Source organism: Desulfotomaculum sp. OF05-3, from assembly GCF_003435535.1.
Taxonomy (GTDB): domain Bacteria; phylum Bacillota; class Clostridia; order Lachnospirales; family Lachnospiraceae; genus Pilosibacter; species Pilosibacter fragilis.
On record NZ_QWGO01000003.1, the window covers coordinates 121,317 to 135,357 of the forward strand.

The following is a 14,041-nucleotide window of genomic DNA, read 5'->3' on the forward strand; positions in this document are numbered from 1 at the left end:
GTGGATGTGCTTTTTTATTTTCCGAGAAATATCATAAAAATCCGGGGTGTTCATATATTGTATCAATTCCGGGAAAGGCGGACAGGCAGAACACGGGGAGAAAGGAGCGCGGGATGAATACGGAAACTTTTGAAAGACTGCTGAAACAGGCGGTTCCAGACGGGAAAACGATTCGGGAGATCAGAATCCGGACGGAAAAACCGGTGATGATACTGCTGGAAAGCGGGGAAAACCTCCTTTTTTCGGATGGGACCTGTGGAAAGACGGAAAGTTATGGAAAGAAAAAGATGGGGGCGCTGGAGATAAGAGAAGACTGGAGCGTAGTTCTTGCAGACCAGGAGCTGATCCGCGGGATTCTGGAGACCTGTTCCAGACATTCGCTGTACGCCTACGAGCGGGAGATCAGCCAGGGATTCCTCACGATCTGCGGGGGACACCGTGTGGGAATCGCAGGGAAAGCGGTGGTGGAGGACGGACATGTGAGGACGGTCCGGGATCTCTCATCTTTAAATATCCGTGTTGCCCATGAGGTAAAGGGCTGCGCAAAAAACGTGCTGCCGTACCTGATGGATGGGGAAACATTTCTGGACACGCTTTTGATCTCCCCGCCGGGAGCAGGAAAGACAACACTTTTGAGGGATCTGATCCGGGAACTTTCATGCGGGGGAACATGGGGAGCGGGGAAGAATGTGTCCGTGGTGGACGAGCGTTCGGAGATCGCAGCGTGTTTTGGAGGAGTTGCCCAGTGTGACCTGGGGCCCAGGACCGACGTGATGGACGGGTGCCCTAAGTCTGAGGGAATGCTCATGATGCTGCGCTCCATGGCACCCCAGGTGCTGGCGGTGGACGAGGCAGGAGGGGAAGGCGAGATCCTGGCGATGAAGTATGGGATGAACTGCGGGTGCAGGATCCTGGCGACGGTCCATGGTGCAGATGTTGGGGATATCATGAAGCGGCCGGCGTGGCGGGAACTGGCGGAAGCGAAGGTGTTTTCCCGGTATGTGGTTCTTTCCGGAGTTCCGGGACCGGGAACGATAGTGGGAATTTATGATGTGAATTTTCAGCGAATGGATAAAAGAAATTAAGGTTTAAACAAGACATAGATCGTGAGTGGACGGGGGATGAGACATGAAATATTTAGGACTCTTGTGCATGGCGGCAGCGGCGGTAGCTGGAGGTTTTCTGCTGGCGGGGGAGTGGGAGATGCGGGTAAAGATGCTTGGAATCTTCCGACAGATGGCGGTCTATCTGAAGGCGCGGATCCTGTACTCCAACGAGACGCTGCCGGAGGCGCTAAAGGAGATCGGCAGCCGGTTTTCAGACGGGAATTCCGGGATGGCGGCGGAGGCAGGACTCTTTTTTCTACGGGTGGAAAAGCGGATGGAGGAAGAAACTGGGAAGGCGTTTGCTGAGATATGGAAGGAAGAGATGGAAAAATTCCCGGACGACCTTCCTTTAAGAAAACAGGATCTTGAAGCACTCCAGGCACTGGGGGAAAATCTCGGTTACGCGGACAAAAAGACCCAGGAGCGGACGATCCTGTTCTATCTGGAACAGGCGGATGACTCCCTGGCGTTCTTAAAGAAGGAGATGGAGAGCCGGACGAAGCTTTACCGGTCTCTCGGAATGGCGGCAGGACTTTTTATTCTGGTACTCTTTGCGTAAGGGGGAGACTATGGGGGTAAATCTGATATTTAAGATCGCGGCGGTGGGGATCCTGGTGTCGGTGATGTGTCAGGTGTTGAAGCACAGCGGGCGCGAGGACCAGGCATTTCTCACGAGTCTCGCAGGATTGATTCTGGTGCTGTTTTGGATCGTGCCGTATATCTATGATCTGTTTGAGACAATTAAAAATCTGTTTTCGCTGTGAAAGGAGGGAGAGTTATGGCGGTAGTTCAGGCGGCACTTCTGGGGCTTACGGCAGTTTTGCTTGCGGCGCAGTTAAAACCGCTGAAGCCAGAGTACGCGGTGTACCTGGTTCTGGCGGCATCCATCGGAGTCGGATTTCTTGGTCTGGCAAGACTGGGTGTGCTTTTGGACACCCTGCGGGAGATAGGAAACGGGATCAGGATCCGGCATGTGTATCTGGCGGCGTTATTCAAGATGGCGGGAATCACATATATCGCAGAGTTCACGTCGGGGATCTGCAAGGATGCCGGATACTCTGCAGTGGGGACCCAGGTGGAGATGGTTGGGAAGCTGGCGATCCTCGCGGTGAGCGCGCCGGTGGTGCTGTCGCTGGTGGAGACATTGAAGGTGTTTATGGAATGAGATGGAAGAGAAATGTATTTCTGATGCTGGGGCTTGTTATGGGGATATTCTGGGGAATCAGACAGAGTGAGGTTACAGCTTTTGCCGCAGAGCAGACCGGTTTCAGACAGAAAACAGGGCGGCAGGCTGGATTGTGGACAATTCCGATGCCAACAGCGGAAACAGTGGATTTCGGGCAGAGAGCGGAACCGCAGCAGGATGATGAGATAGCAGATATTGACGTTACAGAAATCCAGGAGTATTTAGACCAGATCGGCGGTGATGATACAGCGGGACTTACATTCCGGGACTTAATGGACATGATCCGGAAAGGTGATGCGGAGAACGTCTTCTTATATGGAAAGGATAGGATTGTCTCCGCACTGTTCTCGGAGATCCGGACAAACACCTCGTTTTTAGCGGAAATCCTGATCTTGTCCCTGTGCGGGGCGGCATGTTCCGGCTTTTTCGGAATTTTCGGTTCCAGCCAGCTGTCGGAGACGGGGGCCTACGTGATCTGTATCTGCGTGCAGACATTCCTGGCGGCGAGCTTTTTTGCCAGTATTCGCATCGCAGAGGAGACCACAGGGGATATCTTAGGGTTCATGAAGGTTCTGCTCCCGGCATATTTCCTTGCAGTGACTATGGCGGGTGGGGCGGTGACATCGGCATCGGTCTGCGGATTCACGCTGGGGGCCATTGGCGTGATCCAGGCGGTGGTTTCGGGATTCCTTTTGCCGATCATGAAGCTCTACATGGTGCTCTCCCTGGTGGGAAATCTGTTCCGGGAAGAAATGTTCTCGGTGATGACGGAGTTCCTGGGAAAAGTCGTGGGGTGGACCGTGAAGACCATGTTCGGTATCGTTGTGGGATTTCACCTGATCCAGGGGCTGGTTCTGCCCCAGGCGGATGCCATGAAAAACGCGGCGGTCGTGCGGACCATCGAGGCGGTTCCGGGAATCGGCGCAGGGGCCGGGGCAATGTCAAATCTTCTGATGGGATCGGCGGTTCTCATAAAGAACACGGCGGGTGCCGCGGCGGTGGCGGTCCTGATCTTTCTGGCGTCGGTACCTATGGTGAAGCTGGCGGTGCTCATGGCGCTCTACTATCTGGCAGCGGCTGTGATGCAGCCTGTATGTGATAAGCGGCTGGCTGCATGTATGGCGCAGAATGCCGTGGGGCATGGGATGTTACTCGAAATCGTCGGGTATTCGCTGGCGTTGTTTGCGGTGACCATCGCAGTGATCAGTTATTCTACGAATGCGGTGTACTATGCGGGATGAGTTGTTGTCACACTGCATATTATCAAGGTGGCTGTGCAAAATGTGAACAGCAGCGGAGAAGTGGAGGAGCGGCATGAAAGCGATTGAAAACTGGGTAAAAGACATCGTTTTTTACATGATCTTCGTGACCATGGTCATGAATCTTCTGCCGGATCCGAAATACGAAAAGTACTTGCGGCTGTTTGCCGGGGCGGTTATGATCCTGCTGGCTTTTGGGCCGCTTGCACGGATCACGGGGATGGAGACAGCGATAGCGGGCATGTTTGAGAAGATCATCTTTGAGGACGATGTGCGGACGCTGAAGGAGGAACTTGGAGCCGTGGATGAGAGGCGGATCGCAGGATTTTATGAGCGGTACCGGGCGGCGGTGGAGTCTGATATCCGGACTATGGCAGAGAGTGATGGTCTGGAATGCGTGAGCGTATCGGCCCGGGTGGCGGATGCCGGGAATCTCAGCCATGTGAAGTTAGTGGTCCGGGGAGAGCAGAATCAGGCAGGAGCGGAGATCGCTTCGGTCAGAAGGAAGATAGGAGCTTATTATGGAGTGGAAGAACGGGACATTGAGGTCGATGTTGAAAGGGAATAAGGAGAAGGTGATTTTTCTATTCTGTTCCGGGCTGCTGCTGTTTGTGATCTCACTGCCGAATGGGAAGACAACGGATTCCGGATTGAGAGCTGGAACGGTGGAGGTGGTTGCGGATGTCAGCGGGGACGATGAGAGCACTGCGTTGGAAGATGCCGGGGAGGAAGCTGCAGCGAAGGAGGAGAGTGGTTCTTACGAGGAGAAGTTGGAGCAGCGGATCCGGGAACTATTAAAGAGTGTGGATGGCGTCGGGGAGGCGGATGTGATGGTGGTGTTGAAATCTTCGGAGGAGAGGATCTGGCATGTGGATAAGAGCAGCACGTCCTCAGTGACGGAGGAGAGTGGGAGCAGCTCCGGGAGTTCACGGGTCATAAGGGAGGAGAACCAGTCAGAGAGCACGGTGCTTGACGGGAAGAGCCAGTCACCGGTGATGGAGAAGGAAGTGAAACCGGAGATCTCCGGTGTAGTCATCAGCGCGGACGGCGGCGGAAGTGCGGTGATCCGGGCGGAGATCTCGGAGGCGATGGAGGCGCTTTTAGGACTTCCGGCGAATAAGATCAAGGTGATGAAGCGGGCGGTGAAATAAAGGCAGTGGATTGCAGAGTATCGGCAAAAATGGGTTCTGTTTTTTACAGAGGAGAGAATTACAGCGGTATATTTCAAGCCTGGAATCATAGAATGGAAGTATGAAAGTATGGGAAAGAAGGAGTTTTGCGATGAAACGGATCTTCAGAAGAAATCAGATCATTATCACGACGCTGGCGGTCATGATCGCGGCAGCGGGATACCTGAATTACTCGTCGAAGAAGGAAGTGGCGGGGGCAGAGGTGTACGAGGCGGGGATGATGGATATTTCCGATTCGGACATTCTGGCGGAGAATCAGGCGAAGAATGGGGTGGATGATGGAAAGCTCAAGGAAATTGCGAGTCTTGACGGGGATGGAGAGGAACTTCTGCCCGATGGAAATGAGGTGGCGGCGATGCCTGAGAGTGCGGAATCTGCTGGTGCAGAAGTTTCCGGGCAGGAGACAGCGGCTGCGGGAATCGAGAATCCGGGCGAGGCGGTGCTCACCGGCGGAACAGGGATCTCCGAGTACATAGCTGGCGTCCAACTTGGCAGGGAGCAGATCCGGGCAAAGAATAAGGAAACTCTGATGCAGATCATCAACAGTGACCAGATCTCGGAGGAGGAGAAGCAGACGGCGATCCAGAACCTCATCGGGATGACGGAGATCTCGGAAAAGGAGAACGCGGCGGAGACGCTTTTAAAGGCAAAAGGCTTTGTGGACCCGGTGGTCAGCATCACGGACGGGAAGGTGGATGTTGTGGTGAACGCGGCATCACTCTCGGACCAGGAACGGGCGCAGATCGAGGATATCGTGAAGAGGAAGACGGAGATCGGGGCAGACGGGATCGTGATCACGCTGCTGGATGTGGATGAGTGATAAGGACGATGGTGCCGGAATATTGGCGTAAAGTGGTATGGTTCCCGGTATCTCTGGCGGCAGGCGCAAAGTGTGATAAAAAGAACTATGCAAAGAGAGGAGAAAATGGTATAATAACTGTATCTTTGATATACAGGAGGTAATTGTTGTGGCAGCGGAAACAGAGAGAAGCAGTCATAAGGTTTATGAAAAGGACAAAATTGGAGAAGTCCAGATTGCGGATGAAGTCGTGGCAATTATTGCCGGCCTGGCAGCAACTGAAGTTGACGGCGTGGACTCCATGGCGGGAAATATTACGAACGAGCTGGTTGGAAAGCTTGGAATGAAGAACCTTTCCAAAGGCGTTAAGGTGGAAGTTACGGAGGAGCATGTAAGTGTGAATATGGCTCTGAATCTGAAATATGGATATAGTATTCCGGACGTCTGCGAGAAGGTGCAGGAGAAGGTTAAGAACGCGATCGAGAACATGACGGGGCTTACGGTGCTTGATGTGAATATTAAGATTGCCGGGGTCAGCCTGGAAGAAAAGTAAAGATTGTGACTGCGTGAGGGCAGGATTCCCGGGAGACACTGGGAGTCCTGCCCTTTTTGGCGAACTTATTTTATCTCGATTGTGTAGTTATAGCTGTAGGTATGGACGTAAAGTGTATTATCCTGGTATACGAGGAGATCAGGCTGCTTTTTTAGTTTCAGGCGGGAGAGGACTTCTCCGGTGTGAAGATTAAGCTGGTAGAGGTAGTCGTCCTCGGAGGTGAAGCCGTATCCGCAGATGATCACATTGTCTTTTACGATAAAGTTCATGGAATTACAGGTCTGGTCAGCGCTTCTCCAGAGGAGTTTGTTATTTTCCAGATCATAGGCAAACATGAAACAGGTATCCAGCTGGGCGTAGCCGTTTGTCACGCTGGCTCCGTAGAAAATACCGTCCTTCAGACAGGCATTGTTTCCATTGATGTACCATTTGTCGGTGGGATAGGTTAAGACATACAGGCAGTTCCCGGTACCGTTTTCAAAAATATAAAGCTCTTCGCCGGACCAGAGGTACTGGTAGTTGTCATCATAAAAGCTGTTCCAGTCGGTGCCGATCATTGGGAGGGATAATCCTTTCCTGTCGTACCATTCGTTTGCAAAATCGATACCGTTTTCTTCTTCGGATACGATTTTTAAATCAAAAGGAGCGGCGGCATCACCGGTGGGATGTGTCTCCCTGGCTGTGGACAGGTCGATGGTAATGTATTTTGTCTCAGAAGCCGTATTTTCGGTGTCAGTATTGGCAGCAGGGCTGGTTTCTGTTTTCATATCGGTTTCAGAGCTTTCTTCTGCCACTGTTTTCGTGTCAGATTCAGAGGTGCTTTCTGACTCTGTTTCCACTGCCGTTTTTAATTCGACTTCGGAAGTATGTACGGCTGTTTCTGTGGAGACTTCCTTCGAAATATTATTTTTATTGCCGCATCCGGTTAATAGCATGCACAGGATGATGAGCGGCAGGTATTTTACTTTGTTCATTGTATTATTTTCCTTTCTGAGGTAAGTTTGGAATTCTGAAGGGATCAGAAAGAGTATACCATACCACAAGGATAAAAGAAACATCTCTCACATAAGGACTTGTGAAAATATACATTTTCATGTATAATCGTAACTGTTCAGTAGGTCTGCGCACTTGCTGCGCTGACCGTAAGAAAACATAGGCTGGAAGGCAAAAATCCCATCAGCGAAGCTGATCTGGAATGGATTTTTGCACGTAACTATGAAGGTACTGAATAGTTACGTATAATCCTAAATTAGGAGTACTCTGTTCTGCGCTCACATCTGCAGAAGCTGCAAAAGGCAGCTTTTTCGGAAGCATGGCTGCAAAAGAGCAGTTCAGAGATTGATAATCAGAGCAGCACGGACTGACGGAAAAGCCCGTCGGCCCGTTCAGATAAACGGAGGTAGAAAAGTGACCAGAAGGGAAGCCAGAGAACATTGTTTTAAAATGCTGTTCTGCCAGGATTTTTACCCGGCAGAGGAGAAGGAAGAGCAGTTAGAGAGATATTTTGAAGCGCCGAAGGAGGATGTGACCGGCGAAGACGGAAAAGATGAGATCCTTCATGATCCGTTTGAGAAAGAAGAGGATCGCGCATATCTCGAAAAACGCGTCGAGAAGATCATGGAACTGATCCCGGAGATCGATGAAAAGATCAACGAGATCGCGGAAGGCTGGAGAACAAGACGTATGGGTAAAGTTGAGCTTACGATTTTACGTCTTGCAGTGTTCGAGATGAAATATGATGAGGAGATCCCGGAGAAGGTTGCCATCAACGAAGCGGTTGAACTCGCAAAGAAATTCGGCGGAGATGAAGCTCCGGCATTTGTAAACGGTATCCTTGCAAAACTGATCCAGAAAGGCAATTAAACGATGGCAGGTGTTTACTCTGTTGCACAGGTAAATTCATACATCAAAAATATGTTTGCACAGGACTTCCTTCTTCGCCGCCTATCGGTGAAGGGGGAAGTTTCCAACTGTAAGTATCACAGTTCCGGACATATCTATTTCACACTGAAAGACGGCGGCGGAACACTTCAGGCTGTCATGTTCGCAAGCCAGCGCCGCGGCCTCAACTTTAAGCTTGCCGAGGGACAGCAGGTTGTTGTAAAAGGAACTGTGGATGTCTACGAGCGGGACGGAAAATACCAGCTCTACGCGTCAGAAATCGAACTTTCCGGGCGCGGGGACCTGTATCTGAGATTTGAAAAACTCTTAAAAGAGCTGGAAGAGATGGGGATGTTTGACCCACAGTATAAGCGGCCGATCCCGCGGTTCGCAAAGACCGTGGGAATCGTCACAGCGCCCACGGGAGCTGCAATCCGGGATATCATGAATATCTCCCACAGACGGAATCCATATGTCCAGCTGATCCTCTACCCGGCCCTGGTTCAGGGAGACGGCGCAAAGGACAGCATCGTAAAAGGAATCCGGACGCTTGATGCGATGGGACTGGATGTCCTGATTGTCGGGCGCGGCGGCGGTTCGATCGAAGACCTTTGGGCCTTCAACGAGGAGGAAGTCGCCAGAGCGATCTTCGCATGCAATACGCCGGTGATCTCCGCAGTCGGTCACGAGACCGATGTGACGATCGCGGATTACGCGGCAGATCTTCGGGCACCGACTCCGTCAGCGGCGGCAGAGCTTGCGGTATTTGATTATTTCCAGTTCCGGATGGATCTGAATGCGAGAAAACAGCGCCTGATGAAGGAGATGGGTACAAGTCTTGAGCGGGCTAAAAGCAGGTTAAAGCATGATGAGCTGACATTGCGGTTTTATGACCCGAAGAGCCAGCTGAATGAGAAGAAAAAACGGCTGGCGGACGCGGAAGATACACTTTTACGTCTGATCGCAGAGCGGCAGCAGGAGACGGGACGTGATCTGCAGAATGCGGAGACACTGCTCAGAAGATCCATGGCGGACCGGCTTGCGGCTGATAAGAGAAATCTTGCGGTGAAGAGTGAACGTCTGTGGGGACTGTCCCCGTTAAAGAAGATCAGCGGCGGATTCGGATTTATCACGGACAGGGATGGCAAACGTCTGGAGACTGTGGAACAGGCGGAAGCCGGAAAACGGATCACGGTCCGGGTGAAGGACGGTCGGATCGGGGCTGTTGTAGATCATGTTGAGAAGTATCAGTAGAAATGGATTTTTGCACGTAACTATGAAGGTACTGAATCGTTATGTAGTTTGCGGGAAAATAGAACAACACGGCAGTACATTCTGCCACAGTGAGGAATCATATGGATGACGAGACAAGAAAACAGATGAATGTCGAGGAGACATTTGCGGCTCTCGACCGGATCATCGGAAAGCTGGAAAAGGGAGACGGATCTTTGGAGGACGCTTTCGCTGATTATGAAGAGGGCATGAAGCTTGTAAAGAGCTGTAACGAAAAAATTGAGACGATCGAAAAAAAGATCCTTGTTTTGAGTGGAGATCAAACGGAGGAAAAGGAAAATGGCGGACAATTTTAAGGAAAGGTTCAGTCAGGCGGTCAAGGAGACTGAGACAGTCGTATATTCATATTTGCCGGAGGAGACCGGACATCAGAGGACGATCTTTGAGGCAATGAATTACAGTGTAAAAGCAGGTGGAAAGCGCTTAAGACCGCTTCTCATGCGGGAAGTGTACCGTCTGTTCGGCGGAAACGGTCCGGAGATCGAGCCGTTCATGGCGGCCATGGAGATGATCCACACCTCGTCCCTGATCCATGACGATCTGCCGTGCATGGATAACGACGAATACCGCCGCGGAAAACTCACCACCTGGAAAGCCTACGGCTATGACATGGCAGTACTGGCGGGTGACGCGCTGATGATCTACGCGTTCGAGACTGCGTCAAAGGCCTTTTCCATGGGCGCTGATCCGGCAAAAGTCGGCCGCGCCATCGGGATCCTCGCAGAAAAGACCGGAATCTATGGCATGATCGGCGGACAGACCGTCGATGTGGAGCTCACCGGAAAGGCGGTTCCGAGAGAAAAACTTGATTTCATCTACCGGTTAAAGACCGGTGCTCTCCTCGAGGCCTCCATGATGATCGGTGCAGTCCTTGCGGGCGCGACCGTGGAAGAGATCAAAGAGGTGGAAACGATGGCCTCCGAGGTCGGTCTCGCGTTCCAGATTCAGGACGATATCCTCGATGTGACGAGCACTCAGGAAGAGCTTGGAAAGCCGGTTCTGAGCGATGAAAAGAACGAAAAGACCACTTATGTGACCTTAGAAGGCCTTGAAAAGGCAAAACGGGATGTAAAGGAAATTTCTGACCGGGCAGCAGGAAGACTTGCGGGGCTGCCGGGAAAAAATGAATTTCTGTACAATATTATTGAAATGCTCGTGAATAGGAGAAACTAATCACTATATAAAATATGTAAGGGAGTAGTCTGGAAACATGCTGCTTGATCATATAAAACAGTCTTCGGACATCAAAAAACTGAAAGAAGACCAATATCCGGAGCTTGCGCAGGAGATCCGCCAGTTCCTGATTGAAAAAATAAGTAAAACAGGCGGTCATCTCGCCTCAAACCTCGGGGTTGTGGAACTCACGATGGCGCTGCATCTGGCGTTCGACCTTCCGAAGGATAAAATCGTCTGGGACGTGGGCCATCAGGCCTACACCCACAAGCTTTTAAGCGGAAGAAAAGCCGGATTTGATGACCTGCGCCAGTTTGGCGGAATGAGCGGATTCCCGAAGAGAAAGGAAAGCCCTTACGATGCCTTTGACACAGGACACAGCTCCACCTCCATCTCTGCGGGTCTTGGACTTGCCCAGGCGAGAGAGATCACGGAGGAGGATTATTCGGTGATCTCGGTCATCGGAGACGGCGCCCTGACCGGCGGAATGGCATATGAGGCATTGAACAACGCGGCCCAGATCAAAAAAAATTTTATTATTGTTCTGAATGACAATGAGATGTCCATTTCCAGAAACGTAGGCGGAATGTCGAAATATCTCAGCAGTGTCCGCACAAAAGAAGGATATGCGGAGCTAAAGCTCCGAGTGGAACGGACACTTTCCGCGATCCCTGTGATCGGAAGACCGCTGGCATGCGGTCTGTACCAGTTAAAGAACGGGATCAAACAGTTCCTTGTTCCGGGAATGTTATTTGAGGACATGGGGATCACGTATCTGGGGCCTGTGGACGGCCATAACGTTCAGGAAATGATCCGTGTATTTAAGGAGGCGAAGCGCGTCCAGCATGCGGTCTTAGTCCATGTTATCACGAAAAAGGGAAAAGGCTACAAGCCGGCGGAAGAAAATCCGGCGAGATTCCACGGTGTGGAACCATTCGATATCAAGACCGGAAATCCTTTAAAGAAAAAGGAGTTTCCGAGCTACACGGATGTATTCTCAGAGAAGATCTGCGAACTTGCCGGAAAGAATAAAAGAATTGTGGCTCTGACAGCAGCCATGCCGGACGGAACAGGACTCACGAAGTTTGCGAAGGAATTCCCAAAACGGTTCTTTGATGTGGGAATCGCGGAGGCCCATGAGGTGACATCGGCGGCAGGCATGGCGGCAGCGGGACTGAAGCCTGTAGTTGCGGTATATTCTTCTTTTTTACAGCGTGGCTATGACCAGGTGCTTCACGATGTCTGTATTCAGGATCTTCCGGTCCTGTTTGCCATCGACCGGGCCGGTCTTGTGGGAAGCGACGGGGAGACGCATCAGGGAATTTTTGATATTTCCTTCTTAAGTCTTGTGCCAGGAATGAACATCATGGCACCGAAAAACTGCTGGGAGCTTCAGGACATGCTGGAGTTCGGCGTGAATTTTGATGCGCCCCTTGCCATCCGTTATCCGAGAGGACAGGCGTACCGCGGACTGGAAGAATTCCGCGCTCCTGTCGAATATGGAAAGGCGGAGATGCTCTACGAGGAGTCAGAGATCGCACTTTTTGCCCTCGGCAGCATGGTGAGCACCGGCGAACACGTCCGGGAAAAATTAAAGGAAAAAGGACAGCCCTGTACCTTAGTGAACGCGAGATTTGTAAAGCCGCTCGATACGGATATGATCGATCGTCTCTGCAAGACGCATAAACTGATCGTCACCATGGAGGAGAATGTTCTCCGCGGCGGCATGGGCATGTATGTCACAAAATATATCCATGAAAAACACCCGGAGATCCGCGTGATCCAGATCGCGCTTCCGGATGCCTATGTAGAACACGGAAACGTTTCTGTGCTCAGGGAGATGCTTGGAATCAACAGCGATTCTGTGATCAGACGCATTGAGACGGAATTTTTAAACGAGAAGAGATAAGGAGCAAAGCCAATGAAAGAACGGTTGGATGTTCTGCTGGTAAAGAGAAATCTGGCGGAGTCCAGAGAGAAGGCGAAGGCGGTCATCATGTCCGGCATCGTCTATGTGGATGGACAGAAGGAAGACAAGGCGGGATCCATGTTCGACGAGACAGCGAACGTGGAGGTGCGCGGAACCACATTAAAATATGTGAGCCGCGGCGGACTGAAACTGGAGAAGGCCATGACACATTTCGGCGTGACATTAGAGGGAAAGATCTGTATGGACGTCGGAGCGTCCACGGGCGGATTTACGGACTGCATGCTTCAGAACGGGGCAGTGAAGGTTTATTCTGTGGATGTGGGGCATGGACAGCTGGCGTGGAAGCTCAGAAATGATGAGCGCGTGGTCTGCATGGAAAAGACAAATATCCGTTATGTGACTCCGGAGGAGATCCCGGACAGGATCCAGTTTGTATCCATTGACGTCTCCTTTATTTCTTTGACGAAGGTCCTGGGGCCGGTGAAGGCGCTCATGGAGCCGGACGGAGAGGTCGTATGCTTAATTAAGCCGCAGTTTGAGGCAGGGCGTGAGAAGGTCGGAAAGAAGGGGGTTGTCCGCGAAAAATCCGTCCATCTTGAGGTCATTGAGATGGTCGCCTCCTTTGCGGGCAGCATCGGTTTTGAGACCCTCCATCTGGAATTCTCCCCGATCAAGGGGCCGGAGGGAAATATCGAATATCTGCTCCATTTAAGAAACTGCACGGATGGAAGTACATTTGCGAACGACACCATCGGCGCTTCCGAGATCGTTGAAAAGGCACACGAGACACTGGATAAATAAGGCATAACAGGCATAATTTTATGAAGAAATTTTACATCGTTGCAAATCCTGACAAAGAGAATACGAAGAATATGCAGGCGGCTATTGAAAAGTACCTGAAAGCTCACGACGCGGGAGTTTCCGTGGGGAAAAGCGTGTCCGGACATGGAAATCCGTACACGGATCCGGAGGAGGTACCTGCGGATACCGAATGTGTCATCACGCTGGGCGGGGACGGAACCCTGATCCAGGCGGCAAGGGATCTTGCAGGGAGAAAACTTCCGATGATCGGTATCAATCTCGGCGGCCTCGGCTATCTTACCCAGACCGGCCGGGAAGGCGATGTAAAGGAGCTTCTGGATGCGCTTTTGGAGGACTGCTATGAACTTCAGGAACGCATGATGTTGAAGGGCTGTGTTTACCGGAACGCAAGGCCGGTGAAAGAGAGCATTGCGCTCAATGATATCGTCCTGACAAGGGACGGAGATCCACGGGTATTAAAGCTAAAGCTTTACGTGGACGGACAGTTCCTAAATGAATTCAGCGCTGACGGTATGATCGTTGCGACTCCTACGGGATCCACAGCGTACAATCTGTCGGCGGGGGGACCGATTGCCCAGCCGGACGGACAGCTGATGATCCTTACACCGATCTGCCCGCATACGCTGACGTCGAGAACGATCGTTTTCGGAGCGGATAGCCGGATCAGGATCGAGATCCCGGCAACAAACCGGGGCAGTCAGGTGGCGGCTTTTGACGGCGACACGTTAGTGCGGCTGGAAAATGGGGATTATATTGAGATCACAAAGGCAGAGACGGTGACAAGAGTTGTGAAGCTTGATCACCGGTCATTCCTTGATATTTTAAAGATGAAGATGTACGACGCGTGAA

Annotated in this window: 17 protein-coding genes; 16 read left to right on the top strand and 1 reads right to left on the bottom strand. The window is 51.6% G+C overall.

The annotated features are described in order from the left end of the window. The first annotated feature begins 113 nt into the window (after positions 1-113). From spoIIIAA to DXA87_RS03140, 9 genes are all read left to right on the top strand, one after another. Entirely contained in the window at positions 114-1,085 is a 972-nt protein-coding gene (gene spoIIIAA / locus DXA87_RS03100) for a stage III sporulation protein AA (protein WP_117503205.1), read from the top strand. 43 nt (positions 1,086-1,128) lie between these two features. Continuing rightward, positions 1,129-1,665 carry a stage III sporulation protein AB gene (locus DXA87_RS03105; protein WP_117503206.1) on the top strand — a complete coding sequence of 179 codons (537 nt, stop codon included), beginning with the start codon at positions 1,129-1,131 and terminating at the stop codon, positions 1,663-1,665. Between the two features lie 10 nt (positions 1,666-1,675). Then, entirely contained in the window at positions 1,676-1,870 is a 195-nt protein-coding gene (gene spoIIIAC, locus DXA87_RS03110; RefSeq protein ID WP_015553756.1) for a stage III sporulation protein AC, read from the top strand. A gap of 14 nt (positions 1,871-1,884) precedes the next feature. Continuing rightward, a complete protein-coding gene (locus DXA87_RS03115) occupies positions 1,885-2,271 on the top strand; it encodes a SpoIIIAC/SpoIIIAD family protein (protein WP_015553755.1) in 387 nt (128 codons plus the stop codon). After that, positions 2,268-3,533: a stage III sporulation protein AE gene (locus tag DXA87_RS03120; RefSeq protein WP_117470205.1), complete on the top strand. Its 1,266-nt coding sequence runs from the start codon at positions 2,268-2,270 to the stop codon at positions 3,531-3,533. The genes DXA87_RS03115 and DXA87_RS03120 overlap by 4 nt, the downstream gene beginning before the upstream one ends. Before the next feature lie 73 nt (positions 3,534-3,606). Next, positions 3,607-4,119, top strand: a complete 513-nt coding sequence (locus tag DXA87_RS03125; protein WP_117470206.1) for a stage III sporulation protein AF — start codon at positions 3,607-3,609, stop codon at positions 4,117-4,119. Continuing rightward, the gene (locus tag DXA87_RS03130; protein WP_117503226.1) at positions 4,073-4,702 is read left to right on the top strand and encodes a stage III sporulation protein AG; all 630 of its coding nucleotides are present in this window, start codon (positions 4,073-4,075) and stop codon (positions 4,700-4,702) included. Before DXA87_RS03125 ends, DXA87_RS03130 begins: the two co-directional genes overlap by 47 nt. Before the next feature lie 130 nt (positions 4,703-4,832). Next, entirely contained in the window at positions 4,833-5,561 is a 729-nt protein-coding gene (locus DXA87_RS03135) for a SpoIIIAH-like family protein (RefSeq protein WP_015553751.1), read from the top strand. A gap of 148 nt (positions 5,562-5,709) precedes the next feature. Next, entirely contained in the window at positions 5,710-6,093 is a 384-nt protein-coding gene (locus DXA87_RS03140; protein WP_117470208.1) for an Asp23/Gls24 family envelope stress response protein, read from the top strand. 65 nt (positions 6,094-6,158) lie between these two features. Here DXA87_RS03140 and DXA87_RS03145 read toward each other — a convergent pair whose 3' ends face one another. Beyond that, complete coding sequence (locus DXA87_RS03145) at positions 6,159-7,067, bottom strand: hypothetical protein (protein WP_117503207.1); 909 nt, start codon at positions 7,065-7,067, stop codon at positions 6,159-6,161. 433 nt (positions 7,068-7,500) lie between these two features. On the opposite strand from DXA87_RS03145, the gene nusB reads away from it, so the two are divergent. The 7 genes from nusB to DXA87_RS03180 all read left to right on the top strand — a co-directional run bounded on the left by nusB (position 7,501) and on the right by DXA87_RS03180 (position 14,040). Further along, entirely contained in the window at positions 7,501-7,956 is a 456-nt protein-coding gene (nusB, locus tag DXA87_RS03150; protein ID WP_021905440.1) for a transcription antitermination factor NusB, read from the top strand. Positions 7,957-7,959: 3 nt separating this feature from the next. Beyond that, positions 7,960-9,228: an exodeoxyribonuclease VII large subunit gene (gene xseA, locus DXA87_RS03155; protein WP_117503208.1), complete on the top strand. Its 1,269-nt coding sequence runs from the start codon at positions 7,960-7,962 to the stop codon at positions 9,226-9,228. A 101-nt stretch (positions 9,229-9,329) separates the two neighbouring features. Then, positions 9,330-9,563 carry an exodeoxyribonuclease VII small subunit gene (gene xseB / locus DXA87_RS03160; protein WP_015553747.1) on the top strand — a complete coding sequence of 78 codons (234 nt, stop codon included), beginning with the start codon at positions 9,330-9,332 and terminating at the stop codon, positions 9,561-9,563. Further along, positions 9,547-10,440 (top strand): polyprenyl synthetase family protein, encoded by an 894-nt coding sequence (locus DXA87_RS03165; RefSeq protein WP_117503209.1) that lies wholly within the window; start codon positions 9,547-9,549, stop codon positions 10,438-10,440. Before xseB ends, DXA87_RS03165 begins: the two co-directional genes overlap by 17 nt. Before the next feature lie 37 nt (positions 10,441-10,477). Continuing rightward, complete coding sequence (gene dxs, locus DXA87_RS03170) at positions 10,478-12,349, top strand: 1-deoxy-D-xylulose-5-phosphate synthase (protein ID WP_117503210.1); 1,872 nt, start codon at positions 10,478-10,480, stop codon at positions 12,347-12,349. Positions 12,350-12,361: 12 nt separating this feature from the next. Further along, on the top strand, positions 12,362-13,171 hold the full coding sequence (locus DXA87_RS03175) for a TlyA family RNA methyltransferase (RefSeq protein WP_117470213.1): 810 nt from the start codon (positions 12,362-12,364) through the stop codon (positions 13,169-13,171). A 20-nt stretch (positions 13,172-13,191) separates the two neighbouring features. After that, positions 13,192-14,040 (top strand): NAD(+)/NADH kinase, encoded by an 849-nt coding sequence (locus DXA87_RS03180; RefSeq protein ID WP_117470214.1) that lies wholly within the window; start codon positions 13,192-13,194, stop codon positions 14,038-14,040. Position 14,041 lies beyond the last annotated feature (1 nt).

Excerpts from the sequence above, each read along its gene's own strand:
- DXA87_RS03165 (WP_117503209.1), top strand. The coding sequence starts at position 9,547 with ATGGCGGACAATTTTAAGGAAAGGTTCAGTCAGGCGGTCAAGGAGACT.
- DXA87_RS03145 (WP_117503207.1), bottom strand. The coding sequence starts at position 7,067 with ATGAACAAAGTAAAATACCTGCCGCTCATCATCCTGTGCATGCTATTA.
- spoIIIAC (WP_015553756.1), top strand. The coding sequence starts at position 1,676 with ATGGGGGTAAATCTGATATTTAAGATCGCGGCGGTGGGGATCCTGGTG.
- DXA87_RS03130 (WP_117503226.1), top strand. The coding sequence starts at position 4,073 with ATGGAGTGGAAGAACGGGACATTGAGGTCGATGTTGAAAGGGAATAAG.
- DXA87_RS03125 (WP_117470206.1), top strand. The coding sequence starts at position 3,607 with ATGAAAGCGATTGAAAACTGGGTAAAAGACATCGTTTTTTACATGATC.
- DXA87_RS03180 (WP_117470214.1), top strand. The coding sequence starts at position 13,192 with ATGAAGAAATTTTACATCGTTGCAAATCCTGACAAAGAGAATACGAAG.
- xseA (WP_117503208.1), top strand. The coding sequence starts at position 7,960 with ATGGCAGGTGTTTACTCTGTTGCACAGGTAAATTCATACATCAAAAAT.
- spoIIIAA (WP_117503205.1), top strand. The coding sequence starts at position 114 with ATGAATACGGAAACTTTTGAAAGACTGCTGAAACAGGCGGTTCCAGAC.
- DXA87_RS03105 (WP_117503206.1), top strand. The coding sequence starts at position 1,129 with ATGAAATATTTAGGACTCTTGTGCATGGCGGCAGCGGCGGTAGCTGGA.
- dxs (WP_117503210.1), top strand. The coding sequence starts at position 10,478 with ATGCTGCTTGATCATATAAAACAGTCTTCGGACATCAAAAAACTGAAA.
- DXA87_RS03120 (WP_117470205.1), top strand. The coding sequence starts at position 2,268 with ATGAGATGGAAGAGAAATGTATTTCTGATGCTGGGGCTTGTTATGGGG.
- DXA87_RS03175 (WP_117470213.1), top strand. The coding sequence starts at position 12,362 with ATGAAAGAACGGTTGGATGTTCTGCTGGTAAAGAGAAATCTGGCGGAG.
- DXA87_RS03115 (WP_015553755.1), top strand. The coding sequence starts at position 1,885 with ATGGCGGTAGTTCAGGCGGCACTTCTGGGGCTTACGGCAGTTTTGCTT.
- DXA87_RS03135 (WP_015553751.1), top strand. The coding sequence starts at position 4,833 with ATGAAACGGATCTTCAGAAGAAATCAGATCATTATCACGACGCTGGCG.
- xseB (WP_015553747.1), top strand. The coding sequence starts at position 9,330 with ATGGATGACGAGACAAGAAAACAGATGAATGTCGAGGAGACATTTGCG.